Below are 26,670 nucleotides of genomic sequence, written 5' to 3'. Positions count from 1 at the left end.
CCTGGCGCGCGGCCACAGGAATGTCTTAACAATGTCGATGTTGGCTGGAGCGCTGCGCCGTAGCTTGGTTGACCGGTCGCGCGATGCGCAGAAGCTGGCAAAAGGCCTGCGCGCAGCCCTCGACAAGGTCGCCGTCAAAAAGAGCTAGCGCTTCCCGTCCGCGCGCATCATACAAGGCTCTTCGAACCAGCCGACCTAACCAGCTCAGCTTCGAGAAGCTTCGTGAGATTAGATCGCGCTCAGGGTCACGGCGGCAAGAACCAGATAGCGGCCGACCTTGGCGGCAGTGACCAGCAAAAGGAAAACCCGAAAAGGCTCGCGCAGGACGCCCGCGACGACGGTTAGCGGATCACCGACAATTGGCAGCCAACTTAGCAGGAGCGGCCACTTTCCGCATCGGCGATACCACACTTGCGCGCGGTCCAGTTGCGCTTGGTTCATCGGAAACCACCGTTGGCTCCGGAAGCGCTCGATGCCTCGCCCGAGCAGCCAGTTGATCACCGAACCAAGCACGTTGCCGACGCTCGCGACGGCGATGAGCAGCCAGGGCGAGTAATCCGCAAGCAGCAGCCCGACCAGCACTGCTTCCGATTGCATCGGCAGGATCGTAGCGGCGAGCAAGGCCGCCAGGAACAGACCAGCATAGGCCGTGAGATCGGTCATTGAACCGCATATCCGCCAGTCGACCTAATGATGGTGACCTTCGGGTTCGACCATCTTGAACGGCAGCGCCTGCTCGCGACCATTCGCGGCCAGGATCAACCTCGCCTGGAACTCATGCGGCTCGGCCGGAGCAACCGTGCTCTCAAGCCGATGATGGTTGTCAGCGACGGGTTCGAGGCGAAGCGTCTCCGGCCCGCCGGGCCGGTCGATGATCACCATTGCTGTCAAATCATCTGCGTGGCGATCGATGGTCAGCCGCATCCGCTCGCCGGCCGCCGTGCCGACGATTTCCAACCTCCCTTCAGCCAGATCGCAGGCGACCTTGAAGGGCTTCGGCGCATGATGGTGAGCATGAGAGGTTTCCGCGCCAGTGACGGCCGGCGCGGCTGGGCTCACCAGGCGGACATTGGCTTCCGCCAACGCCGGCAAGTGGGCGAACAACTCTTCCTTGAGGGCTTCTGTTACGCCCAGCACGTCCTTGGCCGTCGCCATTTCCGGAACACTGATGGCGACGTCGGCATGCAGGCGATGACCGATCCAGCGTGCCTGCACGCCTTCAACGCGCCCGATGCCCGACACGTGTTCGGCGGCATGATGGATTTCGTCGATGACGCCGGGCTCGACTCCGTCGAGCATGCGGGTCAACACGGCTTTCGACGACTGCCAGACGATGGCGAAGATCGCCACGGTGATCAGCAGCCCGACGATTGGATCGGCAAGCGGAAAACCCAGCCATACGCCAATAGCGCCCAGCACGACCGCCAGGCTGGTAAAGCCGTCGGTGCGAGCATGGTAGCCGTCTGCGATCAGCGCAGCGCTGTTGATCTCTCGCCCGACGCGGATACGAAATACGGCGACCGCTTCATTGCCGATGAAGCCTATGAGGCCGGCGATGCCGACCCAGCCAAGAAATGTGATGGGACGCGGATTGATCAGGCGATCGATCGCCTCGTAGCCGGCGACGATGGCGCTGAAGAGGATGATGAGAACGATGATGATCCCGGCCAGATCCTCGACCCGGCCCAGCCCGTAGGTGAACGTCTTGCTCGGTTTGCGGCGGGCCAGCACGAATGCGATCCACAGCGGAATGGCAGTGGCCGCGTCGCCGACATTGTGGATCGTGTCGGCCAGCAGCGCCACGCTGCCGGAGAGGAACACGACGACGAGCTGAAGCGCTGCCGTGATGGCCAGAACGACGAACGACCATTTGATCGCCCAGATGCCACGTGTCGTCGTGGCGATCGTCGGATCGATGACGCCATGGGTATGGCCATGGCCACCATCACCGTGATCATGTCCGTGCCCCCCCATGCCATGCGTCATCGGGCCAAACCCGAACCAATCGCGAACCTTGTCCATCATATTGCTTCTCACAGGTACTTTGTGATGTCCTTGAATTCATCGATCGAGCGGCGCTGCTCGCGCGCCAAGGGCCCGACGACGTCTTCAAGGCAATGGTTGAGATGATCCTGGATCAGGGTCTTCTTGGCTTGCGAAATGGCCTTCTCGACAGCATGGAGCTGCTGGGCGAGGTCGAGACAGGGTCGGCCCGCTTCGATCATTTCGATGACGCCCTTGAGATGTCCGTCGGCCCGTTTCAGGCGTTTGACGATATCGGGATGGGTTTCGTGGGTGTGGGGTTGGTCGCTCATATCCTGATACTATCCTCCTGGAGGGGATATGCAAAGTCTCAAAGAGGCCTCGATTCTGATGTAGCAAAAACCATTCGTTAGGATTTTAGAGAATAATCGCCGTTCATGCCGACGCCATCATCGGCCTGTCCGTGGCCTACAAGGCGCTCGACAATATGGGCGCTTTCCAGAGATGGCTCGGCTTTCAGCCGAACACCAAGGTCGCGACGCTGGTCTTCGCCTTCTTCCATGGTTTTGGCCTGTCGACGAAGATCATCGAATACAACATCTCGCCTGACGGCCTGGTGCCCAACCTTTTGGCCTTCAATGTCGGTGTCGAGATCGGCCAACTCATGGCCCTCGGCGCCATCCTGATTGTGATGGGCTACTGGCGCAGGACACGAAGCTTCTGGCGCCACGCCTATACCGCAAACGTTATCATGATGACGGCCGGTTTCCTGCTGATCGCATATCAGCTCACCGGCCTGTTTGTCGCAGCATAAGGAACCGATACCATGTACAACACCGACCTTCCCAGCCGCGCCGATTTGCCGACGTCAGCGCAGCTGAAGCGCTCCACCATGATTGCCGCGCTGACGGCGCTCGCCCTGCTCGTCACGGTCGTCATGCCATCCGAGTATGCGATCGATCCGACTGGAGCAGGCAGATTGCTCGGCCTCACCAATATGGGTGAAATCAAGACACAGTTGGCGGCCGAGGCGGCAACGGACGAAATGGCCAGCGCGAAGGCGAGCCGAGCGGATGACGCAAATGGTCCCTCCAGCCGCCGAGTTGATGGCGCGCATGGACCGAATTGAAAACCTCCTCGTTGCCCTGACCGCCGAACAGCCCGCGTCGCAGCCATCCCGAACTGGGGAGGCCGTTGCCCAAGACAATGTGACAGTTGGAGAGATTGCTCCCGCCGAGGCTCCGGCCATTGCTGCAGCGCCTGTCGCCGAAGCAACCTCGGAAGCCCCGATCCGCCCAGATGGAAGGCAAGACGAGCTATCCTTCACGTTGACGCCAAGCCAGGGTGCCGAAGTCAAGCTCGTGATGCGGCAGGGTGCCAAGGCAAACTTTTCCTGGACAGCTGACGGTGGCATGGTGAACTTCGAGACGCACGGCGATGGCGGCGGTCAGTCCGTAAGCTACGAAAAGGGTAGCAGCGTTCCAGCTGACGAAGGTGCTATTGAAGCCGCCTTCGATGGAAATCACGGCTGGTTCTGGCGAAATCGCGGTGACAGAGAAGTAACGCTGACGATCACGACAGAAGGGAACTACATCGACATCAAGCGCGTGATCTAGCCCTGCGCGCCGCCGATATTGTTGCGGAAGCCGATCCGTCGGCTTCCGCAACGCCAGAGCGGATTGATCAGAGATGAGAGCGGTTTGATTGACGCGCCACGGGAACTGTCGCTGACAGCCGATTGCCTGCTCACGTGTGAAGAGTCGCTAAAAACCCTTACGGCAAAGGTTCTCCAGATCCACTTTTCCTATTCCTTCGATGCCGAGCGCAGGAAGGATATCATTATCTCCCTTGAGATCGCGACCATAAGCGGCCGAGAATATCGCAATTCCAGCCTCATGGAGGATCGCTGGCTTTCCGCCGATCTTCCCCAAGAGCACCGTCGGCAGCAGCCCGAAAGGAACGTCCTCCAGAACATAGCGGCTTTCGATAGTTGTCGGGCCGAAACCGCCGCGGCCTTGACGGTCCATCTCCTGATTCATTTCCGAAACGGTGCCCATAGGGACGTGAAACGACAATGAAAAATGCTCTTCAACTGTGCGCACGGCAATTCCAAAACGGGCGGCGATCGCCAATCGTTCGGCGTCCAGGGCCTCGATAAAGCGGCCGACAGCCGGCGTGACGTTTCCGGCCTGGCTCCACTGCTCTCCCTTTTCCATGCGTGTGAGATTGAGAAGGGCGATCCCGAGATGGTTCTGGGGATTGAGGTTGCTGAGCGCAATCGCAAGCAAACCGTCGCGCTTGACGAAACGATCGCCGAACAAGGTCGTGCAAAGCTCGAACCCTTGGTCCATCGCCTCGAAAGGCAGGGTCGCAACATCGACCTTCTGGCGAACACTGGCAACGTGGACTTCTGTTGGTCCAGACTGACGGCCGGTCACCAACGTTGTGCCCCAGACGACGATCGGCAGGCGAACCTTGAGTTCCGCCAATTGCCTGGAGAGATACAGCGCTCCGAAGGAACTGTGAGAGCTAATGATTACCGGCATTCCCTCCCTCAGATAAGGAGCGGCAGCATCCATCACTTTCTTGTGCCCATTAGCCGGCAGCGCGACCATCACAACGTCTGCTGCGGCAATAGCCTCTTTACAATCCTTGGCGATACGCACCGACACCGTTGCCTCGATAGCGCCCGTGGCCGTTAGCGATTGGCCGGTGGCCAGTGCCTTTGTGCGCTCTCCCGACGGCGACCAAAGCATTGGGTCGTGCCCCGCCTCCGCCAGGCAGGCAGCAAGGCCGTAAGCAATTGCGCCGGCCCCCAGAATACTCACCCGCATAGGATTTCTCCTGTTCCAGTCTTTATGGATCGCAGCGCGGCGAACGCCACCGCATGCAGGCCAGCAGGCAGGCACAACTCGATCGAAACCTATCGCTTCCTTGAGCCTGGCTACCCATGAAAATCGTCATCCATGGGGTTCAGCTGGACGCGTTCGAGCCACATGGCCGAGACGGCCGACGACGCTCTGTGGGCTTGCGAACTATTCCGACCGTGCGGCGAATCACCGAGGCGTCTCCGGCCATGTTTGATTTCCGCCTTGACATATATCAAATCTGCATGAGACGATCTTATTCATACATAATACGCATGTAGGCGTAAATGGAAACACGAGATCTCCAGGCCTTTCTTGCCGTTGCCGCCAACGGCAGCATCACCAAGGCTGCCGAGATGCTCGGGTGTTCCCAGCCTTCGGTGACACGCACCATTCAGGAGCTCGAGGCAGAGCTTGGCTTCGAATTGCTGCACCGGGTCGGTCGACGGGTGCAGCTGTCTGAAGAAGGTGCCGCCTTCGAGGAGGAAGCGCGGCGACTGCTGATGTCCTTCACCGAGCTTGCCGCGCGGGCCAAGATGATTGCCGCCGGCAGAGGGCGGATCCTGCAGATTGTTACCACTTCCGCGATCGGTACTGGCTTGATCCCAACGGCCATGGCCGAACTCAAAGGTGTCGAACTTCCGAACGAGACGCATCTGGGGCAGTTTCTCCCCTCGATCGTCGCCCAGGAGGTGCGAAGCGGACGTGCCGAGATCGGGTTTTCAAGCTTGCCGCTCGATACGCCCGGTCTGGATGTCCTGCGGCTCTATTCGGCGCCTGATGTTGCTGCCGTGCGGGAGGACGATCCGTTGGCTGAACTTGACGTCATACCGCTTTCCGCTTTTGCCGGTCGCCGCGTCGCAACATTGCTCAACCCCCTACGTTTCCAGTTGCATGTCTCCAAGGCCTTGGCGGCCAGGGGCATCGACACCGGGCCAGTGATCCGGACCAATACTGCATATGGCGCGTTGCAGATCGTTCGGCGGACTGGCGTTGCGGCTGTCATTGATCCTCTCACCGCCTACGGCGTGGCCTTGCCAGGGGTTGTCATTCGCCCGATCGACGTGACCGTTCTCTTTTATTGGGGCGTGGTGGCTGCCGAAAAACGCCCCCTTCGTCCAGTCGCGCAGGCGTTGATGGATGCGGTCGAGGCGGTCGCTGAACGGTCGATCGTCGGCTTCAAGAAGCTAGATCCGGCCCTGGCTGGCCAATTGGTGAGCGATCCTGCATCCGGCACAAATTACGGAACGGGAATATGAAGCATACCCCCGCCGCGCCAACGCCGACAGGTCTTGCTGCGCTCGAAGCGCAGCTCGCGCAGGATCTCGACTTTCTCGAACTGCCCGCCAAGCCATGGGTTCCCGCGCGTTCGCACGATGGCGTGCCGGTCCGCGATGTCGTGGTGATCGGCGCCGGCATGTGCGGACTTGCTGCCACGGCAAAGCTGGTGCTGACCGGGATAACCAATGTCGTGGCCTATGATGCGGCGCCGGCCGGGCTCGAAGGACCATGGGTGACGTTTGCCCGCATGCAAACGCTCCGGTCGCCGAAAACCCTGCACGGTCCGTCGCTCGGCCTGCCGCAATTGACATTCCGCGCCTGGTTCACGGCGCAATGGGGTGTTGAGGCCTGGCGGTCGTTGGACAAAATCCCCAAGGGCCAGTGGATGGACTACCTGGTCTGGTATCGCAAGGTTCTTGGCCTGCCGGTGCGCAACAGCGTGCGCATGACCGGACTAGCCCCTGTTGGAGATCTGATTGCGATCGATATCGATGGCGCGGAAACCGGCCGGGTTCTCACCCGTCGTCTCGTTCTGGCCACCGGTCGGTCCGGGTTGGGCGGTTTTGCCGTGCCCGATTTCCTCAGTGGCATCGATCGCGCCTATTGGGCCCATTCTGCCGATGACATCGACTTCGACACGCTGAAAGGCAAGCGTGTGGCGGTGATCGGCGCTGGCGCCTCTTCCATGGATAATGCCGCAACGGCACTCGAGGCGGGTGCAGGCTCTGTCGACATGTTCATCCGGCGCAAGGAAATGCCGCGCATCAACAAGCTGACCGGCATTGGAAGTCCGGGTGTTGTACTCGGCATGCATCACTTGCCCGACGCCTGGAAGTGGAAATTCTTCGATTATACCGCCTCGACCCAGACACCGCCGCCGCGTTCATCGACACTTCGCGTGTCTCGCCATTCGAATGCTCGGTTCCTTCTCGACTGCGGTATAGTTGCGGTGAAGGAGGAGACAGGGACCCTGCTGGTGGAAACCACGCAGGGGCCGTTGCGCTACGACTTCCTGATCGCGGCAACCGGCTTTTCGAACGATTTCAGCGGCCGACCGGAATTTGCGGCGATCGCCCCACATATCCGCACCTGGTCGGATGGCCGATACAGGCCGGATATGGGACCGCCGCGTGCAGGCATGTCCGATGCACCGGATCTCGGTCCTGCCTTCGAGTTCCGTGAACGCACTCCCGGTTCCTGCCCGATGCTGGGACATATCCACTGCTTCAACGACGCCGCCATGCTGACGCACGGCAAGGTCTCCGGCGACATCCCGGCCGTCAGCGCCGGTGCCGACCGTCTTGTGCGCGGCATCGCATCTTCACTTTTTGCCGAAGATGTCGAAACCCACTTCGCCAATCTGATCGCCTACGACACGCCGGAACTTCTGGGCGACGAATGGGTCGATTCAACACCCTTGCTGCAGAAGGAGGCCGCGTGGTGACCGACGCAATTGACAAAGCCGCCGGTCTTTCGCCGGACGATGCGCTTTTCGACGCAAGGCGGTTTCGGCCCGAATTCGTGCACGGGGCGGAAGAATGTCGCCTCTCGGTGCTGCAGCCGGCAAACGATCAGGGGCTGGCGCCGAACTTGCGTGTTGCTCTTGCCCGCCGCATGGCCGCCCTGAACGCCGATCCGGTCCTGGTGGCCGAATATGATATGCAGCTGGCTCAGCTTGGTCCGACCGAGCAGCTTCTGGCCGTGACCCAGGGCGAAACGGCTCTGGAAGAACCATTGGCGACCATCGTCCGTCATGTTGACCTGATCACCCTGACGCCGAAAAAGGCGGAAGCAAGCCACATCGCGCTCCTGGACAAGGCTGGATTGAACAATCCTCAGATCGTCGCGCTCTCCGAACTGATCGCCTTCGTCAACTTCCAGACACGGGTGGCGACCGGCTTGCGATTGATGAGGTCGGCATGATTTCCTCGGTGCGCCTGAAGCCGCTGAACTGGCAGCCATACATCGCGCCGGTCGAGCTGTCCGGGGCCACGCCGGAACAGCTCGATGCGATGAAGGTTACGCCCTCCGCCAAGAAAGTTTCGGAATATGTACGGACCCTTGTGCATGATCCGGAAAGCTATCTTGCCCGCACGATTCTGTTCAACGCGATCATGTACGTCGAGGGCGGGCTCGCCCGTCCCGATCGCGAACTTGGCGCCTTGGGCGCCTCGATGGTCAATGGTTGCAAATTCTGTGCCGTTGTTCACGCCCGCCGACATGCAGAGCTGACCAAGAGCGACGATGTTGTCACCGCGCTGTACCTCGACAAACCCGAAAAGCTTGGGCCGCGCGATGCGGCGATCTACAGCTTTGCCCGCCGCCTGTCGGCGGCGCCGTCGGAAGCGACGCCAGACGATATCGCCGCGCTGCGATCGGTCGGCATGAATGATGCCGAGATCATCGACCTTATCCACGCCATATCGATCTTCGGCTGGGCAAACCGGCTCATGCACGTTCTCGGCCATGCGGAGAGCGGGTGATGATATCGCATGCGGTCAAGACACTCCTTCCCACACTCTGAAGGGAACCAACCAGAATGCTTGAAATCAAAGATATAAAGCTGTCCTACGGAAGCACACAGGTCCTGAACGGCGTCAATCTCTCGGTAAAGCGAGGTGACGTTGTGTCAATCATCGGCCCAAGCGGCACCGGCAAGACCACCCTGCTGAAATGCATCAACTATCTGGTTAAGCCTGCATCTGGAACCATCGCGTTCGACCAGATTCTGATGGATTACCAGCGCCCCGACAAGGCAGCCATCCAGGCGATCCGGCTCCGGACAGCGATGGTCTTTCAGCAATTCAACGTCTTCAAGAACATGACCGTCCTCCAGAACGTCATGGATCCGCTGGTCGTCGTCCAGCGCAAGTCCACCGACGAGGCGCGTGAAATCGCGCTGCGAGAGCTCGAAAGGGTCGGCCTCTCAGCGAAGCGGGACAGCTATCCGTCCCAGCTCTCAGGTGGCCAGCTCCAGCGCACAGGCATCGCACGTGCGCTGGCGGTTCGGCCGGATGTGATGCTCTTCGACGAACCGACATCATCGCTGGATCCCGAACTGGTCGGTGAAGTCCTGAAGGTGATCAAGGACGTCACGTCGTCCGGCATCACCTCGCTGCTTGTGACCCACGAGATGCAATTCGCAAAGAACATCTCGAACCGGATCGTCTTCATGGATCGTGGCGTGGTTGCCGCCGACGGCAGTCCGGCTGAGATCTTCGATGCGCCTTCCAGCCCACGACTTGCTCAATTCCTGCAGTCTGAACTCGCTTTTCAATAATCCAACAAGAAGGGAACCCAAGAAATGTCTGCAATCAAATCCAGTTTTTCGCGTCGTTATGCCCTGGCCGTCGCCGGCGGCATCGCAATTGCCCTTGCGACAGCAGGGATCAGTTATGGTCAGACCGTTCGGACAATCAAGATCGCGACCTCTGCCGAATCCAAGCCATTGGCTTGGGGCGCGCTCGGCGTCGAGCCGCAAGGGTATGAACCCGATCTGCTGAGGGCGATCAACGCAAAGCTGCCGCAATACAAGTTCGAAATGGAAGGTGTCTCCGACATCGCGCAGGAAACCGGCCTGGCCACAGGCAAATACGACATCGCGGTCGGCGGTTACTACAAGTCACCCGAGCGCGCCAAGCAGTTCTTCATTCCGGAAAATCCCATGGGCGCCAGCCTGATGAAGATCTACAGCAAAAAGGGCAGCGGCATCAAAGAAATGAAAGACCTGGTCGGCAAGAGGATCGTTCCGACCACGGCTGGCGGCGGAACCTATAAGTTCATCATGAACTGGCAAAAAGAAAATCCGCAATACAAGCTTGACGTGACGGCGTCGAGCGCCGGAATCCCGTATCCAAACCGTTTGGACGAAGTTCAGAACGGCAAGTTCGACGCGCTGGTCCTGCCTTCAAATCTTGGTGAGCAGACCGTCATCGATGAAAAGAAGCTCGACATCGTGGCGTCCGAACCAGTCTTCACCAACAACACTTATATGCTTATTCACAAGTCAGATGAAAACAAGGTTCTGGTCGATGACGTGAACAAAGTTCTCAAGGAATTGAAAGACGACGGTACGATCGAAAAGCTCTCGCAGAAGTGGTTTGGCGAAGGCATCGTCAAGTATATGAAATGATGCGATCTGAGTAGATATCGTCAGCGGCAAGTCTGAATTGCAAGAAGGAGCGTTTCAAAGTGGATGTTTCTGCTATGATTCCCGAGTTGCTGTCGGCATTGCCGCTGACGCTCGCTATCACGTTTACCGCTATGTTGGTCGGCTTTTGCTTGGCGCTCGTTGCGACAACATTGCGGATTCGCAGGATACCAGTGGTCAGCCACCTCACCGACCTCTACGTGTCCTATGCCCGCAGCGTTCCCGTCGTCCTCCAGTTGTTCGTCGCGTTCTACGGGCTCCCCCTATTGGTGGCCCTGTTCGGCTCCGCAGATTTCTTCTCGCCGACGATCGCTGCGATGGTCGGACTGAGCTTTTACCATGGCGGGTATCTGTCGGAAGTCCTTCGGCCCGCATACCTGGCCGTCGATCGCGGCCAGCATGATGCGGCCGACAGTCTAGGATATACCTTTCGCCAGAAGATCACCCGCATCGTGGGCCCGCAAGCGGTGCACTTCGCATTGCCCGGCTATGGAAATTCCATCATCTACCTGATCCATAACGTTGCGCTGGTGATGTACATCGGGGCGGCCGACGTCATGGCGACCGCGCACTTGATCATGGAGCGCGACTATAACCAGTACCAGTTCGAAACATACCTCGTCCTGGCCGTCATCTATGCGCTGATGTGCCTGATTGCCTGGTTCATCGTGCACTTGTTCGAGCTTCGCTCGCCGATGCAGGCGCCTGAGGCCACGACAACAGCTCAGATCAAGAACGCGGCCATCGCCAGCGTCTGACCTAAAGGGTATTAAACCATGTTCGATACCGAAATTTTGCTCCAGGACACCCAGGAAATTCTGGGCGCCGTACCTGTAACCCTTGGAATGGCGCTGACCATTTTCGTCTTGTCGACGCTAGTTGGCAGCATTTTTGCACTCGTCGAATACAGACGAGTCCCGGTGCTGCGAGAGCTCATCATGGCTTACAAGATCGTCTTCAAGGGCGTTCCGATGGTCATCGTGATTTTCCTCGCCTATTTCGGTCTGCCCCCGGCATTCCAGTTCCTGCTCTCGTTGCTCGGAATCAACTTCAACGCCCACGAAACACCCAACTCGGTTATCCTTATTATTGCGGTGACAGGCTGTATCGCTGCGTTCCAATCGGAAATTATCAAAGGAGCCCTGAACGCCTTTGACACCGGTCAGTCAGACGCCGCCCATTCCCTTGGCTATACGAACGGCCAATTGTTCCGACGGATTCTGTTTCCCCAGGTGGCTCTCACGGCAATTCCCGACCTGACAACCTCGATGATGGTCATCATGAAGGCGCTTTCTCTCGGATTCGCCATCGAGGTTGTCGATATCTTCGCCCAGTCCCAGCTGACCGCCGCGCTGAACTACTACTACCTCGAAGCCTTCGTGATTGCCGTCGTGATCTACATGGTGATTGCCTATATCGTCACCCAGATTGCCGACAGGCTGGAGCAAGCCCTTAGGGTGCGGACGTGAGGACAACTATGTGGGACTGGATCGCCAAGCTTCGGATATCGAGCCGCACCTTGGAGGCAATTCTGTTGGGCATGAAAAGCCCGAGGAGAAGCCCGAGTAGCCGATTTATGTACCGGTGATTTGACGTCATAGACAGCGGTCCCCCGCTATCACCATCCCGCCCGACACCACGATGTGCATGCTCGAACAGGCGTTTGCCGCTGCCCTATTCTGCAGCTCGAGTTTAAACCAATCGATTCGAACGAAACGAGTTGAGTGCTGCCTCGGGAGCAACGCTCAACCGTTTCGCTGGATCGCCCGACATTGCGGAGCGGAGTATCCTGACAGATGGGGCGGCAGACACGATTCGAATCGGACTCTGGCGACAGTGAAATGATCGCCGTTCGCAAAGTCGGCGGCCGATCGTTGGTGCGGGTGGTCGGGCTCGAACCGACACTCCTTTCGGAACTGGATTTTGAATCCAGCGCGTCTACCAGTTTCACCACACCCGCAAGCTGCTAACTCATTGGCCTCTTAACGCTCTCATGCTGCACCTAGGTAGAAAGTGGAGAATTAGGCGGCCCTCAACTCCTAACCTATTGAACTCTAATCCTATTGCCCTGAGGGCTGAAGGTATACGCATCCTGATTTTGAGACAAATGCAGGAGCTGTCCGGTTCAGCGCGATTCCTGAATTGACATCAGGGCCGCCGCGCCCTGACCTTACCGGGCCGCAGCGTCTCGAACTTGGCGAAGTCTTGCGCTGCCGAGTTCTGCAATAGGGACAGGCACGCTGGCAACTCACCCCAGCCAATACCTCGGCCCCGGCCCCTTGCGTCCTGCCATATCGGCAGGGTTCGCAAGGCTACACCGGTCCATCGACAGGCAGCCGCAACCGATGCACTCAGTAAGCCCGGACCTCAGGCGCTGCAACTCGGCGATGCGCTGGTCGATGCGCTTCGTCCACTGGCCCGACAACCGCGACCAATCCCGACGCGACGGCACGCGATCGGCTGGCAACTTGGCCAGCTCGGCGCCGATCTCCTCAAGCGTCAGCCCAATTCGCTGCGCGAAGACGATGAAGGCGATCCGGCGCAGCACGGATCGCGGGTAGCGTCTGTGTCCCGAGCCGGCCCGCTCGGACGCGATCAGCCCGCGCTCCTCGTAGAAGCGCAGGGCCGATGAGGCGACGCCGCTGCGCCGTGACACGTCGGTGATGGTCAGCATGGAATCCACGCATGAACGAAAGCACAATTCCCGCTTGACTTCAAGTTAACTTGAACTTGTAGCAAGAGGCATACGGATTAAGGGAGCACTGGCAATGCAGACGAATATCGAACTTCAGGGACTTCGCGTGGCGGTCACGGGCGGCACGTCCGGCCTCGGACTGGCGCTTGTGCGGCAGCTTGCCGCACAGGGTGGGTGCGTCGCCTTCGTCGCCCGCACCGCGGCGAATGTCGAACGCATCGCCGACGAGACGGGCGCGCACGGCATTGTCGGCGACGTCGGCAAGAAGGAGGACATCTACCCGATCGCGTTGCAGGTCACTGCCAGCCTCGGCGGGCTCGATGTCCTGATCAACAATGCCTCGAGCCTCGGCCCTATCCCTCTGGCGCTCCTTGCCGATACCGAGTGCGAGGAGCTGGAAATGGCGCTCGCGGTCAATCTCGTCGGCGCGTTCCGGCTGACGAAAGCTCTTTTCGGTGCGCTTGCCGCGTCCGCACGTGAGGGCCGCGGCGCGCTGGTCATCAACATTTCCAGCGACGCCGCGGTGAACGCCTATCCCGGCTGGGGAGCATACAGCGCGAGCAAGGCCGCCCTTGCCCATCTGACGGCGATTTGGGACGAGGAGGCGAAAGCAGACGGCATCCGGCTCCTCGCGCTTGACCCCGGCGATATGGACACCCCACTGCACGCGCTCGCGATCCCTGATGCTGATCCGGCGACCTTGAAGCGCCCCGAGCAGGCAGCTGCCGAGATCATCGAAAAGATGCTCGACGCGTTGCCGGTCCGCTCTACGCTTCTGGCCGGAGCACATGGATGATTGCCGCCGATCGTCCCGATCGGCGCTCCGCCAGGCTGTTCGTCGTCGAGGCGGACGGCACGATGCGCGACCGGCCGCGAGCTGGCCTCGCGACGCTGTTCAACCCCGGCGATCTGGTCGTTGCCAATGACGCCGCGACCTTGCCTGCCAGCTTGCACGGCACGCATGTCCCAAGCGGTGAGGCGATCGAGATCCGCCTAGCGGGCTGGCTATCACTTCCCAATCCAACCCGTTTCGTGGCGATTGCCTTCGGCTCGGGCGATCACCGCACGCGCACGGAAGACCGGCTGCCTCCACCTCCGCTGTCACCAGGCGATCGCCTCCGGCTCGGCTCGCTTGACGCCGTCGTCGAGCGCCTTCTCGACCATCCACGCCTTCTCGAGTTGCACTTCCCAGGCAACCGCGCGGCGGTGCTTGCAGGACTGGCGCAGCACGGCCGGCCGATCCAATACGCGCATGTTCCCGAGCCGTTGGCACTGTGGGACGTTTGGACGAAGATTGCCGCCGGGCCGGTCGCGTTCGAGGCGCCGTCGGCAGGCTTCGCGCTCGACTGGCGCACGCTCCAAGCCTGGCGTCGGCACGACGTTGGCTTTGCAACACTCACGCATGCTGCGGGCGTCTCTTCTACCGGCGATCCCGCGCTCGACTCGCACCTTCCCTTCGACGAGCCCTACCACATTCCCGAGCACACAGCGGCACAGGTCGCGCGGGCGAAGCTGCGCGGCAGCCGCATCATTGCGATCGGCACGAGCGTAGTGCGCGCACTTGAGGCAGCCGCCAATCCCGGCGGCAATGTGCGTGACGGAGATGGCATTGCGACAGGGCGCATCGCGCGGGGCACGCGGCTTCGCGTGGTCGATGCGGTTCTCACGGGCGTCCACCAGCCCGGCGACAGCCATTTCGAGCTCCTGCGCGCCTTTGCCGACGATGCTCTGCTCGCCAAGGCCTCCGCAGCCTTCATCGCATATCGATACCGCGCGCATGAATTCGGCGATTCCATGCTGCTCAATCGCCAACCGCTGCTTCTATCGCGCGAACGGAACCGCGCCGAGGTGCTCCCGAGATGCGCGCCATGCGCAACTATGCGGGCCATCGGCTCACGCCCTGGCTTGGCCATCTGATGGTGTCGCGCTCCGAGACCGCCAGACCGCTGCTGACCCGGGCGAGATCATGCAGCTCCCGCCCGCCGACGAGATCGTCATGGTGGCGGGCACGCCGCCGATCTGCGCGAAGAAGGCGCGCTACGAGGAACGCCGTTTCAAGGACCGGATCATGGCGCCGCCGGTGCTTACCAGGCCGGCACAGCCGGGCACGGACGACTGGAGCCCGGCTGCCGCTTCGGGCCAGGCCGGCGAGCATCGTGTCGGCCGACGCAGCCGGCGCCGCAGACATCGGCGACGAAGATCCAACGGGACGGAACGGCCAGCTCGGCCGACAGGTCGGTCAACTGATGGGAGACGAGATGCACCACCTCCCCTTCCCGCTGGATGCGGCCGCGCACGCCGAGCATGGCCGACGAAAGAAGCACGCGACGGAATTTCTCGAATACCTTGACCCAGACGACGACGTTGGCGGCGCCCGTCTCATCCTCCACGGTGAGGAACATGAGGCCCTTGGCCGAGCCTAGCCGTTGCCGGACCAGAACCAGGCCGGCAGCCTCGAGCCAGCTTCTGTCTCGCGCCTGCATGGCCTCCTGACAGGTCACGATGCTGCGCCGGCGAAGATCGGCACGCAGAAACGATGCCGGATGGCTGCGCAAGGTCAGCCCGACATGGCCATAATCCTCGACAACGTCGCGGCCGGCCGTCATGGGCCTGAGCGCAACAACAGGCTGGTGGATCTCGGGCAAAGTCTTCTTCTCACGGCAAGCAGCGGCCGCAAACAGCGGCAGAGGTTCGTCGCGAAACCGGCAACGCTGTCCAACGGCGTGCGCACCCTGGTGTACCGCTATACATCAGCGCCGGCACCCGCGTCGTGGTGATGACTGCGGATGGCGCCTACGTGGAGCGCGCGGAGGAGGGCGTGCAGCGATCTTCAGGGCGGTCAAACAGCTTTGTGCTGGCGTATCGCCAGACAAGAACTAGCTAAATTAGCAGTTTCTTGCACACCTTTGGAACTTTGTAGCTTTCGTTACATTTTCAACCGCATGCGAGACTCTGTGGTCCACGGCCCTGGAATGACGGTGAACAGATCACCGCCTCGCTACTCGCTCGTCCTGCCCATATACAATGAAGAACAGGTGCTGCCTCGGCTGATCGAGCGGATCAGTTCGCTTATCGACCGGCTGGACGGCGAAACCGAGACCATCTTCGTCGATGACGGAAGCCTCGATGGAAGCGTCGAATACCTCCAAAAAGTGGTTGCCGCCGAGCCGCGCTTTCGGCTGATCGAATTTTCCCGCAATTTCGGCCACCAAGTGGCGATTACCGCCGGTATGGACGCCGCTGCGGGCGATGCCGTCATCGTCATGGATGCCGACCTGCAGGATCCGCCGGAAGTCGTTCTCGATCTGGTGGCCAAGTGGAAGGAAGGCTTCGACATCGTCTATGCCCGCCGGGTCAAGCGCGAGGGTGAATCCTGGTTCAAGCGCTTTACGGCAAGTCTTTTCTATCGCCTGCTGGAGAAAATGACGTCGGTCGACATTCCGCGCGACGTCGGCGACTTCCGCCTGGTCGGCCGCAAGCCGCTGGAAACCTTCAAGCGTATGCCCGAACATGACCGCTTCGTCAGGGGCATGTTCGGCTGGATGGGCTTCAAGCAAACGACCGTGCCATTTGAGCGCCACGCGCGAACCCTGGGCCAGACCAAATACCCATTCTGGAAGATGGTGCACCTTGCGGTTCACGGCATCGTCAGTTTCTCCGAGAAGCCCTTACGCCTGGCGCTCTGGGGCGGATTGGCCATTTCCGCGCTTGCGGTGGTCTTTGGCGCCTATGCCATCTTTGCCTCATTTTTTGAAACCGGCATCATTGCCGGGTGGACATCCACGGTGGTGATCGTGTCGCTCCTGTGCGGCATCAATCTTTTCATGACCGGTGTGGTCGGGCTCTACGTTGGCAGCATCCACGCCGAGGTGAAACGCCGCCCGCTTTATGTAATTAATCGGCTCACCGGCTTCGACGAGGCGATGCGTACTGTCTCTGGTGAGCGCCGCCTATCGTTTCACAAGCCCAGGAGTGGAGTCCCCGCCAATGGCCGAACTCTTCGACAGCTATAATTCCAACTATGGCCAGGCGGTCGAAGGGTCCATCCGATTTTCCGGACTCGGGCACGACTTCTTCCTTGTCGCCAAGGCGGACCTGCTGCGGCGTCTGGTGGTCGAGCGAAAGCTTCGGCGGGGTGGGGCGGCTGTAAGGGCGCTGGATATCGGCTGCGGCGTCGGTTCGCTCCACCCCTACCTCGACGGCGCTTTCGACAGCCTCGATGGCTGCGACGTGTCGGAGCAATCAATTTTGCGCGCCGGCCAGGACAATCCAGGTGTGACCTATAGGGCCTGCAGGTCGCCGAGTCTGCCCTACGAGGATGGCGCGTTCGATCTGGCTTTCGCCAGTTGCGTCGTCCATCACGTTCCGCCCTCCTCCTGGTCCGATTTCTTGCTGGAATTGCGGCGTGTCGTGCGGCCAGGTGGCGTCGCCTGCATCATCGAGCACAATCCCTATAATCCGCTGACGCGTCTTGCGGTGTTCCGGTGTCCGTTCGACCACGACGCGGTCCTCCTCAACGCTGCCAACGCAGCGTCGCTCTTTCGGGAGACCAGGTTCCGGGACATCCGATCCGAGCATTTCCTGCTGCTGCCGTCGGCAAGGCCTTTCGCCAGAAGAGTCGAGCGCGCGCTCGCGTCGCTGCCGCTTGGAGCGCAGTATGCCTGCAGTGCGCAAGTCTGATGGCCCCTCGACCAGCGACGCCGGCCTGAAACTGCTGGTGCGTTTCGGGTCGGTCGGCATCGCTGCAACGATCCTATATGCAGTGATGGCCACCGCTTTGGTCGAATGGCAACGGTTCGGCCTCTCGCCGGTCGGTGCCTCGCTCGCAGCTTATACCGCTGCCGCCCTGTTTTCTTATCTCGCGCATAAGTTCGTGACCTTCGCGTCGAGCGGATCGCATCGATCGGAGGCTCCGCGTTTTCTCTTGCTGACGGCAACCGGCTTCGCGGTGGCTTACGCGGCGCCGGCGCTTTTGACTGCGAAACTCAGTCTGCCGCCGATCATTGCCATCCTGGTTACATGCTTGCTTGTTCCAGCGGTCAATCTCCTCATGCTCGACCGCTGGGTTTTTGCGCAGCGAAGACGCGGCCGGCAGCGCGATCGCCCGCCCTAATCCGCATCAGTGGGATCGAGCCGGAGCGACAACAATTTGATGGAGCGCTTATAGATGTTGCTGGCGGCAGGAGTTTGCGGAACGCCGTCGAGGTAGTCGAAGGCGATGTCGAGTGTCTTGGCCTTGGCGAGGGCCGCCGGTGGAATGACGAACGATACCGTGCGTGGCTCTTTGCCGGACAGCGTCACCGCATGCACCCGAACGCCGTTCACCGAGATCACAACCCTTTGCGTGATCTGGGGCGGACGAATGACGGCGGCCATTTGCAGCGTGGCAGTCAGACCGTCGCCAAGCGGCGGTATGTCCAGGCGAAGCCGCGAGGTCTCGCCCAGCGAATGGGTGCCGTCGGCTACCGGCCCCGACCAGCCACAGACCATCATGCCGGTTGCCTTTTTGGCTCCGTCGGACCGGAACGACACCGTCTCGCCAAGTGTGTAGCTGCCGACCGCATCGCGATTGAGGCAGGTCGTCGTCCGGTCGATATAATAGGCGCGATAGTCGGCATTGACGTCTGGATTGAGAGCAAGCGCAAGCATGATGATTTCTGTCCCGGCCAGAACCGCCGCCAGCGCGTAGCCACCAAATCTGGCCGCGCGCCGATACCGGCCCGAAATGTCAGACCAGGGCAAGATAACCCCCGATCCATGCGACGGTCATGAAATAGCAGGCGCCCAGGAAGAGACCCAGAGCCGCAAGAAAAGTCAGCTTCGACGCCGACAACAACGTGGTCAGCAACATTGTCAGAGGCGCAAGCCCAATGACGTATCTGACCATCGAGGCCAGGTTCGTGATCAGCGGCAGGATGATGCAGCAGGCGCAGAACAACGCGGCGCCATATTGCCTGCGAACCGCCAGAACCGCCGATAGCGCCAGTCCTATGAGTGCGGCGAGCGCGCTCCATTGCGGCGCCGTAGGCAGCCACCCAGTCGTCGGAACGGCCGAGAGTCCATCCCATATGAAGGCGAGCGGATTGCCCGCCACACGTCCAAACGCACGCTGGACGTGCAGGAAGGCAAAGCCGTCCCCGACCGTCAGATAGAGGAACAGGATGTAGGCGAACAAGCCGGCAGGCGAGATGAGAATTGCAACGAGCAGATCCGGTCGGCCAAGCACCCAACGTGGGAACGAAAGCGCCGATCCGCCCTTTGCGCGGTAATCCCTGAACATCTGAATGACGGTCGCAAATACAACAAGCACTCCGACGAGCCTGGTTGCCGACAGCAGAGCCGATGACAGCCCCGCGGTCAGATAGCTGGAGCGTTTGAGTGCCAGAAAAACGCACGACGTCAGGAGCACGAAAAGAGGTTCGGTCAGGAAAGTCGTGAAGTGAAAGGAGAACGGGCCGCTGAGCAGAAAGGCGCAATATAGCACATAAGCGCGCATGTTCTTCTCGAGCAGCGGCCACGCCACCAGACAGGCCGCGTAGCTGCACGCAACCGATGTGATCGACGCGAGCAGTATCGTCGGCAAAGGGAAAACAGACCGGATTGCCGCCACCAGCATCGGATAGAGCGGAAAGAAGCCCCAGCGTCCGACATTGCTCTGGTTTGGAATGGGAAAGCGCTCATAACCATGTTCGGAAATGTCGACATACCACGCGCAATCCCACCGGCAGAGCGCCTGGGCATAGGACGCGAAGCCTGGTTCCGCCGAGACCGAAGTGAATGCGGCATAGCGGATGGCCAGTCCACTCACGACCAACAGCAGCGGCACCGCCGCGACCGCAATAAAGCGGCCGCCGGCGTTCGGACGCGCGACAGCTTCGAGCGCCAAAATCTGCCTCCACCCGTTCAAGTGGCTGGCGCCACTCAAAGCTAAATGACGCGCGCGCCGGCAAATTCAAGGCATGCAGCGCGGCTCAGATGGCGATAGAGCTACCGCGCGCTTCTGAGCCAGACCAGCATCTCGCCGGGGTCGCGATTGTCCCAGGTAAAGTACGGCACGGCGGCGAGTTTTGCTTCCTCCACCGCGCCAGAAGATGCCGGCCGAACAGCTTGCCGAAGATAAATTGCAGCACGTCGCGGCCTTGCACGGTGATGATCAGGAAAGCGATCAGCAACAGGTTGCGGCCTTCGAAGCTTGGGCGATTCGGGTGAGGTGATCGATCATTCAACATAAGCGCGTTTCCGCTGAATCGGCGGCGGAAATTGGTCGAAGGTATCGCCCGGGTCCTGGAATCCAAAAACCTGGAGGACGCGAATGCCTTCTGGCGCAGTACCGCCAAGACAATTCTCGTTCAACTCCGGCAGGCACCAACTGAGCGGCCGACATGCGGGCGCTTCTCTGAGTTTCAGTTCTCCTCGCGGGCCGCAGTTTAATAGCGGCCATTCGACAAAAGGAACAAAGTGCGGTGTCGCTGGTTGAGATTTGTTGAGACCAGAGCGGAGGCTTTCGCCGCTGTCTCATCCAGCGCAAGGATTCGCCGTGGGCATTCTCGAGAGCCTGAAGAAAGCTACCGAGCAGGCGACGGGTATCGCGCGACCGAGAAAGCAAGAACTCGCCGAATTCGTGAAGATGAAGAAGCCACTCGAATTTCGGTTCAAGGATGACGGCCTCGTGCCGAACCACCCCTTCTGGCCGTTTGTCGTCTGTCGCGGCGCCGTAAGGTCGGTGGAACAATTTGATTCCGCAGCCGTGCTGGAAGAGCTTTTCGAGGCCAATGGCTGGAGTAGCGGCTGGCGGGACGGCATCTACCACTACGTCCATTACCATTCCCGCAAAAATGAAGTGCTTGGGGTTGCGGGCGGCACCGGCAAGGTTCGGTTCGGGGGCAACAGGGGCCGTACATTGTCCTGGAAGGCCGGCGATATGGCAGTTCTTCCGGCCGGCACCGGTCACCAATGTTTCTCCGAGTCTGCTGGTTTCCTGGTGGTCGGCGCTTTTCCCGCATCCGACGCTTATGACGAATGCACGACAGCCCAGGAACATGAGCGGGCATTACGAACGATTCCCACGTTGGCCGTCAACGCAAGGATCGGGTCTATGGGAGCAAAGCGCCGCTGGTGTCAGTGTGGAAAAAATGAAGCTTGAAGATGAAGTCCGCCACGTTTCCGAAGACTTGGACGATGATGTACTGAGTGACGCTGTGCGGGCGCTGCATCGTCGGGTGAAGATCGTTCATGATTTCGATATCCCCTACATTGCTGGATACAGCAAAGATGGCAGAACGATTTATATCGATCGCCATATGCCTCGCACTATGGATTGGAAATCGGCCAAGGTCCGGCTTGCCCCATTTCTGCTAACGCACGAAATCGTTGAAAAGGCGCTCCTAGACGAACTCGGGCTTCATTATCTGCACGCGCATCAAATCGCTCTTCGAGCCGAACGCGATGCAGTGAAGGCGGCGGGTGTTGGCTGGTCCGCTTACCAGGCCTTCAACAAAAAGAACGAAAAACCGATCTCCGAAGAGAAGCTCAAGAAGATCCCCAAGGATCTTGACCTGACGCCCTACCGCGACATGAGTGACTTTTCAACGCTCGAGCGTCTGCTGAAGGCGCAACGATAGTCGGACAAGCCAATGGTCCTCGCTTGCCAGTTCTATGACCGCCGCCTCGACAGTTCAGCATCGACGAGCTCGCGGCATGTGCAAATGAGCGCATCGACCCTGCACCATCGTTTTCGCCAGCTGCAGCTCGTTCGCATGGCGCTGCGTGCACCGAACTTTCGCGGCGGTCCCGTGTTCTCAACCGAGATAGACAAAAGTTACCCGTAAAAGCGAGTCGTTCAAGCCGCTTGGGTTTTCATGTCTTCGCCGCTCACCATTTTGATCACAGCGGAGAAATCGAGCTTGCCTGAGCCGAGGACAGGCACTTTCGCAACGACGCGCACTTCGGCCGGCACCATCAGGTCCATGGCGCCGTTGGCCCTGGCGAAGGCCAGGAATTCGGCACGCGTGGCGTTGACAGCCTCGGTAATGAGGACCAGCTTTTCGCCCTTGCGTGCATCTGGCACGGCAGCGACTGCCGAGAGCGAGCCTTTCCACAATTCGCCCGCCAGTGCCTCGACGGCGGCCAGCGAAACCATCTCGCCACCGATCTTGGCAAAGCGCTTCGCGCGGCCTCGAATGGTGATGAAGCCGACGTCGTCGACGGCGACCACGTCACCGGTGTCATGCCAGCCGTCTTCGAGCGGCTCGAGCACGCCCGGCTTCTCGGTGCGCAGATAGCCCGCCATGACATTGGGCCCGCGCACGAAAAGCCGTCCGCCATCCTCGACGCCAGGCACCGGGTCCAGGCGGTACTCCATACCCGGCATGATTTTGCCGACACTGCCGGAGCGGTTGTACATCGGCGTGTTGATGGAGATCACGGGCGCGGTTTCGGTCACGCCATAGCCTTCAAGGATGCGCAGGCCGAACTTTTCCATGTAGGTCGCGCGCGTAGAAGCCTTGACCGGTTCCGCGCCGGCAAAGCAATAGCGCACTGAGCGGAAGTCGTAAGGGTGTGCCGTACGCGCATAGCCGCTGAGGAACGTATCGGTGCCGAAGATGATCGTCGCGTTCGATGCGTAGACCAACTCCGGCACCATGCGATAGTGCAGCGGGGAGGGATAGAAATAGACCGGCACGCCCGATATCAGCGGCAGCACCGTACCTGCTGTCATGCCGAACGAGTGGAAGATCGGCAGCACGTTGAAGACCTTGTCGCCCGAATGGAAGTCGATACGCGAGGCGGCCTGGGCGGCATTAGCCAGGATGTTGCGATGGGTGAGCACCACGCCCTTAGGCGTGCCTTCAGAACCTGAGGTGAACAGGATCACCGCCGGTTGGCCGGGCTTGCGGGCGACCCGGGGTGTATTTTTGCGCAATAGGCCGAGCAGCTTGTCCTTGAGGCCAATGGTGGCCCTCAGATCATCAAGCCACACAATATCGACCGAGCGGCCGAGTTCCTCGACCACGGCGCCAAGTTTCGCTTGTTCGACAAAGGCGCGTGAAGTCAGCACGGTGCGCACCTCGGCGGCCTTGCAAGCGGAGAGGATGTTGGCCGCACCGGCAGTGAAGTTCATCATCGCCGGAACCTTGCCGGCGGACATGACGCCGAGCAGCGTCGCACAGGCGCCGTTGGCATTGGGCAGCATGATGCCGAGCGTCTGCTGGCCGGCATAGAGGTTCTTGAATTTCTCTCCAAGCACAGCGGCGGCTGTCAGCAGCTTGCCGTAGCTCAGCGAACCGGTGACGGGGTCCTGCACGGCCAGTTGCTTCATGCCGCGTTCGCTCGCCGTCTGGATGATCTTCTCCAGCACAGTCTTGTCGATGTCCTGGGTGCGGAAGACGAGATCCGACATGACCTGGTAGAGGGCAGCACCCGCCGCTGCGCGGCGCTTCCGGCCCTTGAGATCCGGCGGTACTTCAAGTTTGGCCGGTTCTAGTATCGTCACCTTGACCTTTGGGAACAGCTGGCGGCGCACATGGAGCGAACTCAGTCGCGAAAAATAGCTCTTCTCCAGGCCGTCGATGCGCACTGGCACGATCATCGAGCCGGTCTTGTCGGCCACCATGGCGCCACCGTCATAGACCTTCATTAGGCCGCCGGTCACGGTGATCCGGCCTTCGGGGAAGATGACAAGCGGATTGCCGCCTTGCACGGCCTTGATAAGCGTGCGGGTCGACATCGGCTTGGCCGGATTGAGCGGCAGGGCGCGCGCAAGTTTCATGAACGGCTTCATCCACCAGGCTTGGGCGATGGTGTAGTCGATGGCAAACACCGGCTCCTCATCCGTCAGCGTCAAAGCCAATGGGCCGTCGAGGAAACTGACATGGTTGAGCGCCAGGATGGGTGCCGGGCCGGCCGCCTTAAGGTTTTCCAGCCCCTCCACCTCCAGACGATGGAAGGCTCGGAACAGAATGGAAACGAAGTCGCGGAAGGCGTTGGTTGGCAGATATCTCAGCATCAGCCAGGCGGCGACCACGTTGAGCGCGGCGAGGCCGAACAGGATACCTCCAGTGGAGACGCCCACTGCTTGAATCGCGGCGACAAGTATGCCGCCCACCGTCATAAAGCCTGCATTGACTATGCTCACCGCCGCGACGACGCGAGCGCGGCTGGCTTCGGGCGCCCAGGCTTGTACGGCGGCGAAGGTTGGTACGACAAGAAAGGCGCTGGCAATAGCCATGCCGGCAAGGTCGACCGCAACATGGACCGTGTTTGGCCCGGCGAAGAAAATTGCGAGCGTTTCGGCCCCGATCGAAGGCTGCATGCTCCAGATGGTCCAGGCCAGGTCCAAGCCGAACAGTGCCATCAACGCAGTGCCAACCGGGGCTGGCAAGAGCACGATGCGGCCCTGCGACATCCATGCGGCTATGGCAGAGCCAATGGCGATCGACACGGCGAACACCGCTAGATAGGCGGTGACAGCGATTTCTCCGCCACCGAGCGAATCCTTGACCAATGTAGGCAGGATCGAAAGGACAATGGCCCCGATCAGCCAGAACCACGACGTCATCAGTCCGGCGCGCCAGATCCGCTTGTCGGCACGCAAACCGTTCACCTGTCGCCAGGTCGAGCGAAAGATGTTTTTGTCGATGACTAGGTCGGGAGCCGCAGAACCGGTGGACGGGATGTAGCGGCTGACAAACCAACAGGCCACGGCAAGGATCATCATGATCGGCCCGAACACCGAGACGCCAATGCCATCGGCCGAGACGACGCCTCCGGCGATAGTGCCGCCGAGGATGGCGGCGAAGGTTGCCGATTCGATCCAGGCATTGGCGCGGGGCAATTCCTTGCGCTCGAGATGATCCGGCAGGATGCCGTACTTGATCGGTCCGAACAGCGCCGAGATGATGCCGAACATGAGCAACGCGATCATCAGCACCGGGATCGACGACAGGGTGATTCCAACGACAGCGACAGCCGCAGCGGCGATCTCGGTGAATTTCAGCCGACGGGCGATGAGCGCCTTGTCGAACCGGTCGGCGATCTCGCCACCAACGGCGGACAGGAGCAGGAAAGGAGCCATGAAGACGGCACCCGCCAGCGTGACCAGTGATGCAGCCTTGTCCGCCGCCAGGGTGAACAGAATAAGGAACACCAGCGTGTTCTTGAGGAAATTGTCGTTGAAGGCGGAAAGGAACTGCGTCCAGAAGAGAGGTGCAAAGCGCCGTGACGTCATCAGATGGCTAGTCGTTTGGCCGTTCGTGGCGATTTCCATTGGGGCGGCTTCCGTTAGGGCAAGACCGTTGAAGATCGTGGCCGTATCGATCAGCGGTCTTGCGCGGTTTGAGCTTCTTGTAGTGGGAACCCGGTTACACTTCGTTACTGCGGCTCAAATCGATCAGCGGCTTTTGGGTTTGGGGTCTTCTAGCCGCTTCATGAAGCGGCTCGCCTCTTCTGCGTCTCGCAGGATCTTGGTGATGGTGATCGAGGTATGCACGAGCCTGATCGCCGCCATCGGGCAGAACCCCTTGGCGGCAAAGCTTGCTCCATGAAATTGATGGCGCCGTCATTATCGAAGCGGCGATGGCGAAATTGGCACGGTGAATGTTTGCAGGCGCCTGAACCGTTGGGAGCATAGCTGTTGGAGGTCATCGACATTGTCTTTTGGTTTCAGGGTGAGGTTGCGCCGGCGTTTGTCTGTCTCCAGGCCGGATACAATCAAGCGGTCTTGCGACGGTCCGGACGAACGCAGCGTCAGCGCTGCTCCGCAGCAGCGGGCTGCAGACGGCGGTCGCCAGCCAGCTTGAGGCGCAGTTGCCGCAACCACTCGCCATCCTCTCCGAGCGGATCGCAGGACAGCTACGCGATTCTGAGCACTGCCAAATCGGCCTAATTTTCCACTGCCGAATGGACGATGAGACGCGTAAGCGAGTTTCCGGACCGGAAGCTATGGTTGGGTTGCCCAAACAATGCAGAGGCGCTGCTGTGTTGGCGCGACACGCTCGACCGCAGGTCCGGACGGCATAAGAATTTTGGAGAGGCCCGTGGTGACTGGGGATTGCGCCGGTATTGACGACGCGCGAAGACTGGGTCGATATCTGGGCGAAGGCAGCCCCTGCGACGCAGCTTCATACCGGAGAATGCGCTGCGAGGTTGTTGCCTCGGCTACCAACTCAAAGTGATTGTCCGGGAGAGTTCGGCGATGTCGCCATAGATCATCGAACCTGTGACGAGAAAACATTTATCACCGAGGACTTCGAAGAGTGAGCTTGCCGCTGTACAAACCGGCAGGTTCTTCGAATTGGCATACGTGCCGAGGGTCGCGGTTTCGACCTTACGGTGGGTCGCCGTTTCGACCTTACGGTCCTTGGCTTCGGCACAGCCGACACTGATCGCGAGGATTGCGATAGCAATGAGAGTCGTCTTGCTCATGTTTTGCCCCTGGAGCCAGCTCTTGTCGGGTAAGGCGCGCGATGCATCAAAGTAGCACCGGCCCACGATCGGCTTCATCCATCGATTGGAGGAAGCGGGCTCATCCATAATTAGCAATATCTTGAGTAAGGCGCCGAGCGCACCAGACTCATGGAACGGCGCGCGGAATTTCCATTCGTGACGAGGTGGCGATCCCGGCCGCCTTCGCAAACGGGTCACCCAGCACTGCGTAAACGTCTCGATTCCGAGCTATAGCTTTCCGCATTCGATCA

28 protein-coding genes, 1 tRNA gene and 5 pseudogenes are annotated in these 26,670 nt (G+C 60.3%); 22 read left to right on the top strand and 12 right to left on the bottom strand.

Annotation, left to right across the window (positions count from 1 at the left end; all coding sequences use genetic code 11):
- Nucleotides 1-228: 228 nt before the first annotated feature.
- From NKI41_RS27980 to NKI41_RS27970, 3 genes are read right to left on the bottom strand one after another with little or no spacing between them, the layout of a single operon-like run.
- Entirely contained in the window at nt 229-663 is a 435-nt protein-coding gene (locus NKI41_RS27980; RefSeq protein ID WP_352685980.1) for a YqaA family protein, read from the bottom strand.
- A 24-nt stretch (nt 664-687) separates the two neighbouring features.
- Nucleotides 688-2,025: a cation diffusion facilitator family transporter gene (locus NKI41_RS27975; protein WP_352685978.1), complete on the bottom strand. Its 1,338-nt coding sequence runs from the start codon at nt 2,023-2,025 to the stop codon at nt 688-690.
- Nucleotides 2,026-2,033: 8 nt separating this feature from the next.
- Nucleotides 2,034-2,315 carry a metal-sensing transcriptional repressor gene (locus NKI41_RS27970; RefSeq protein WP_352503510.1) on the bottom strand — a complete coding sequence of 94 codons (282 nt, stop codon included), beginning with the start codon at nt 2,313-2,315 and terminating at the stop codon, nt 2,034-2,036.
- A 110-nt stretch (nt 2,316-2,425) separates the two neighbouring features.
- Here NKI41_RS27970 and NKI41_RS27965 point away from each other — a divergent pair.
- The 3 genes and pseudogenes from NKI41_RS27965 to NKI41_RS27955 all read left to right on the top strand — a co-directional run.
- Nucleotides 2,426-2,797: pseudogene (locus tag NKI41_RS27965) on the top strand (HupE/UreJ family protein); the annotation flags it as partial.
- A 12-nt stretch (nt 2,798-2,809) separates the two neighbouring features.
- Nucleotides 2,810-3,112, top strand: coding sequence for a hypothetical protein (locus NKI41_RS27960; RefSeq protein WP_502901247.1), 303 nt, complete (start codon nt 2,810-2,812; stop codon nt 3,110-3,112).
- Nucleotides 3,099-3,599, top strand: coding sequence for a hypothetical protein (locus NKI41_RS27955; protein WP_352685976.1), 501 nt, complete (start codon nt 3,099-3,101; stop codon nt 3,597-3,599). Before NKI41_RS27960 ends, NKI41_RS27955 begins: the two co-directional genes overlap by 14 nt.
- Nucleotides 3,600-3,746: 147 nt before the next feature.
- On the opposite strand, the gene NKI41_RS27950 is transcribed toward NKI41_RS27955, so the two are convergent.
- The gene (locus NKI41_RS27950; RefSeq protein ID WP_352618908.1) at nt 3,747-4,817 is read right to left on the bottom strand and encodes an NAD/NADP octopine/nopaline dehydrogenase family protein; all 1,071 of its coding nucleotides are present in this window, start codon (nt 4,815-4,817) and stop codon (nt 3,747-3,749) included.
- 320 nt (nt 4,818-5,137) lie between these two features.
- On the opposite strand from NKI41_RS27950, the gene NKI41_RS27945 reads away from it, so the two are divergent.
- From NKI41_RS27945 to NKI41_RS27910, 8 genes are read left to right on the top strand one after another with little or no spacing between them, the layout of a single operon-like run.
- The gene (locus NKI41_RS27945; protein WP_352503507.1) at nt 5,138-6,109 is read left to right on the top strand and encodes a LysR family transcriptional regulator; all 972 of its coding nucleotides are present in this window, start codon (nt 5,138-5,140) and stop codon (nt 6,107-6,109) included.
- Nucleotides 6,106-7,575 (top strand): NAD(P)-binding domain-containing protein, encoded by a 1,470-nt coding sequence (locus NKI41_RS27940; protein ID WP_352685974.1) that lies wholly within the window; start codon nt 6,106-6,108, stop codon nt 7,573-7,575. The genes NKI41_RS27945 and NKI41_RS27940 overlap by 4 nt, the downstream gene beginning before the upstream one ends.
- Nucleotides 7,572-8,054, top strand: a complete 483-nt coding sequence (locus NKI41_RS27935; protein WP_352503505.1) for a CMD domain-containing protein — start codon at nt 7,572-7,574, stop codon at nt 8,052-8,054. The genes NKI41_RS27940 and NKI41_RS27935 overlap by 4 nt, the downstream gene beginning before the upstream one ends.
- A complete protein-coding gene (locus NKI41_RS27930; protein WP_352503504.1) occupies nt 8,051-8,614 on the top strand; it encodes a peroxidase-related enzyme in 564 nt (187 codons plus the stop codon). Before NKI41_RS27935 ends, NKI41_RS27930 begins: the two co-directional genes overlap by 4 nt.
- Before the next feature lie 56 nt (nt 8,615-8,670).
- The gene (locus NKI41_RS27925; RefSeq protein ID WP_352685972.1) at nt 8,671-9,411 is read left to right on the top strand and encodes an amino acid ABC transporter ATP-binding protein; all 741 of its coding nucleotides are present in this window, start codon (nt 8,671-8,673) and stop codon (nt 9,409-9,411) included.
- A gap of 24 nt (nt 9,412-9,435) precedes the next feature.
- Nucleotides 9,436-10,263, top strand: a complete 828-nt coding sequence (locus NKI41_RS27920; RefSeq protein WP_352508389.1) for a transporter substrate-binding domain-containing protein — start codon at nt 9,436-9,438, stop codon at nt 10,261-10,263.
- Nucleotides 10,264-10,322: 59 nt separating this feature from the next.
- Nucleotides 10,323-11,039 (top strand): amino acid ABC transporter permease, encoded by a 717-nt coding sequence (locus NKI41_RS27915; RefSeq protein WP_031194726.1) that lies wholly within the window; start codon nt 10,323-10,325, stop codon nt 11,037-11,039.
- An 18-nt stretch (nt 11,040-11,057) separates the two neighbouring features.
- Entirely contained in the window at nt 11,058-11,750 is a 693-nt protein-coding gene (locus NKI41_RS27910) for an amino acid ABC transporter permease (RefSeq protein WP_352452053.1), read from the top strand.
- A gap of 406 nt (nt 11,751-12,156) precedes the next feature.
- On the opposite strand, the gene NKI41_RS27905 is transcribed toward NKI41_RS27910, so the two are convergent.
- Nucleotides 12,157-12,241: transfer RNA gene (locus tag NKI41_RS27905), tRNA-Leu, on the bottom strand.
- Between the two features lie 288 nt (nt 12,242-12,529).
- Nucleotides 12,530-12,955: a redox-sensitive transcriptional activator SoxR gene (soxR, locus tag NKI41_RS27900; RefSeq protein ID WP_502895522.1), complete on the bottom strand. Its 426-nt coding sequence runs from the start codon at nt 12,953-12,955 to the stop codon at nt 12,530-12,532.
- Between the two features lie 127 nt (nt 12,956-13,082).
- Between soxR and NKI41_RS27895 the strand changes: the two genes are divergently transcribed.
- The 3 genes and pseudogenes from NKI41_RS27895 to NKI41_RS27885 form a co-directional block, all read left to right on the top strand.
- Nucleotides 13,083-13,772, top strand: a complete 690-nt coding sequence (locus tag NKI41_RS27895; RefSeq protein ID WP_352685970.1) for an SDR family NAD(P)-dependent oxidoreductase — start codon at nt 13,083-13,085, stop codon at nt 13,770-13,772.
- A complete protein-coding gene (locus NKI41_RS27890; protein WP_352503498.1) occupies nt 13,769-14,893 on the top strand; it encodes an S-adenosylmethionine:tRNA ribosyltransferase-isomerase in 1,125 nt (374 codons plus the stop codon). Before NKI41_RS27895 ends, NKI41_RS27890 begins: the two co-directional genes overlap by 4 nt.
- A pseudogene (locus tag NKI41_RS27885) lies at nt 14,827-15,098 on the top strand (type IV secretory system conjugative DNA transfer family protein); the annotation flags it as partial. The gene NKI41_RS27890 and the pseudogene NKI41_RS27885, both read left to right, overlap by 67 nt.
- On the opposite strand, the pseudogene NKI41_RS27880 reads toward NKI41_RS27885, so the two are convergent.
- A pseudogene (locus tag NKI41_RS27880) lies at nt 15,061-15,675 on the bottom strand (OB-fold nucleic acid binding domain-containing protein); the annotation flags it as partial. The pseudogenes NKI41_RS27885 and NKI41_RS27880 sit on opposite strands and share 38 nt — an antisense overlap.
- Between NKI41_RS27880 and NKI41_RS27875 the strand changes: the two are divergent.
- The 4 genes and pseudogenes from NKI41_RS27875 to NKI41_RS27860 form a co-directional block, all read left to right on the top strand.
- A pseudogene (locus NKI41_RS27875) lies at nt 15,676-15,791 on the top strand (elongation factor P); the annotation flags it as partial.
- 157 nt (nt 15,792-15,948) lie between these two features.
- Nucleotides 15,949-16,989, top strand: coding sequence for a glycosyltransferase family 2 protein (locus tag NKI41_RS27870; RefSeq protein ID WP_352503515.1), 1,041 nt, complete (start codon nt 15,949-15,951; stop codon nt 16,987-16,989).
- Nucleotides 16,964-17,656 (top strand): class I SAM-dependent methyltransferase, encoded by a 693-nt coding sequence (locus NKI41_RS27865; protein WP_352503497.1) that lies wholly within the window; start codon nt 16,964-16,966, stop codon nt 17,654-17,656. Before NKI41_RS27870 ends, NKI41_RS27865 begins: the two co-directional genes overlap by 26 nt.
- The gene (locus NKI41_RS27860; protein ID WP_352472959.1) at nt 17,634-18,089 is read left to right on the top strand and encodes a GtrA family protein; all 456 of its coding nucleotides are present in this window, start codon (nt 17,634-17,636) and stop codon (nt 18,087-18,089) included. Before NKI41_RS27865 ends, NKI41_RS27860 begins: the two co-directional genes overlap by 23 nt.
- Here NKI41_RS27860 and NKI41_RS27855 read toward each other — a convergent pair.
- From NKI41_RS27855 to NKI41_RS27840, 3 genes and pseudogenes are all read right to left on the bottom strand, one after another.
- Nucleotides 18,086-18,625: a hypothetical protein gene (locus NKI41_RS27855; protein ID WP_352472960.1), complete on the bottom strand. Its 540-nt coding sequence runs from the start codon at nt 18,623-18,625 to the stop codon at nt 18,086-18,088. The genes NKI41_RS27860 and NKI41_RS27855 overlap by 4 nt on opposite strands.
- Before the next feature lie 79 nt (nt 18,626-18,704).
- On the bottom strand, nt 18,705-19,862 hold the full coding sequence (locus NKI41_RS27850) for a putative hexosyltransferase (protein WP_352503496.1): 1,158 nt from the start codon (nt 19,860-19,862) through the stop codon (nt 18,705-18,707).
- A gap of 196 nt (nt 19,863-20,058) precedes the next feature.
- A pseudogene (locus NKI41_RS27840) lies at nt 20,059-20,172 on the bottom strand (phosphatidate cytidylyltransferase); the annotation flags it as partial.
- A gap of 64 nt (nt 20,173-20,236) precedes the next feature.
- On the opposite strand from NKI41_RS27840, the gene NKI41_RS27835 reads away from it, so the two are divergent.
- From NKI41_RS27835 to NKI41_RS27825, 3 genes are all read left to right on the top strand, one after another.
- Complete coding sequence (locus NKI41_RS27835) at nt 20,237-20,407, top strand: hypothetical protein (RefSeq protein WP_352472962.1); 171 nt, start codon at nt 20,237-20,239, stop codon at nt 20,405-20,407.
- Between the two features lie 106 nt (nt 20,408-20,513).
- Nucleotides 20,514-21,119 carry a cupin domain-containing protein gene (locus NKI41_RS27830; protein WP_352503495.1) on the top strand — a complete coding sequence of 202 codons (606 nt, stop codon included), beginning with the start codon at nt 20,514-20,516 and terminating at the stop codon, nt 21,117-21,119.
- Nucleotides 21,109-21,597, top strand: coding sequence for a hypothetical protein (locus NKI41_RS27825; protein ID WP_352503494.1), 489 nt, complete (start codon nt 21,109-21,111; stop codon nt 21,595-21,597). Before NKI41_RS27830 ends, NKI41_RS27825 begins: the two co-directional genes overlap by 11 nt.
- 218 nt (nt 21,598-21,815) lie before the next feature.
- Here the strand turns inward: NKI41_RS27825 and NKI41_RS27820 are convergent, their stop codons facing one another.
- On the bottom strand, nt 21,816-25,241 hold the full coding sequence (locus tag NKI41_RS27820; RefSeq protein WP_352503493.1) for an acyl-[ACP]--phospholipid O-acyltransferase: 3,426 nt from the start codon (nt 25,239-25,241) through the stop codon (nt 21,816-21,818).
- 28 nt (nt 25,242-25,269) lie between these two features.
- Here NKI41_RS27820 and NKI41_RS27815 point away from each other — a divergent pair, with 28 nt between their 5' ends.
- Nucleotides 25,270-25,518 (top strand): hypothetical protein, encoded by a 249-nt coding sequence (locus NKI41_RS27815; protein ID WP_352472966.1) that lies wholly within the window; start codon nt 25,270-25,272, stop codon nt 25,516-25,518.
- Between the two features lie 613 nt (nt 25,519-26,131).
- On the opposite strand, the gene NKI41_RS27810 is transcribed toward NKI41_RS27815, so the two are convergent.
- Nucleotides 26,132-26,617: a hypothetical protein gene (locus NKI41_RS27810; protein WP_352472967.1), complete on the bottom strand. Its 486-nt coding sequence runs from the start codon at nt 26,615-26,617 to the stop codon at nt 26,132-26,134.
- Nucleotides 26,618-26,670 lie beyond the last annotated feature (53 nt).

The sequence above is a fragment of the Mesorhizobium sp. M0601 genome (assembly GCF_040320845.1).
Classification (GTDB): Bacteria; Pseudomonadota; Alphaproteobacteria; order Rhizobiales; family Rhizobiaceae; genus Mesorhizobium.
Note: the sequence above shows the minus strand (reverse complement) of the source record. Positions and strands in the feature narration are given on the sequence as shown.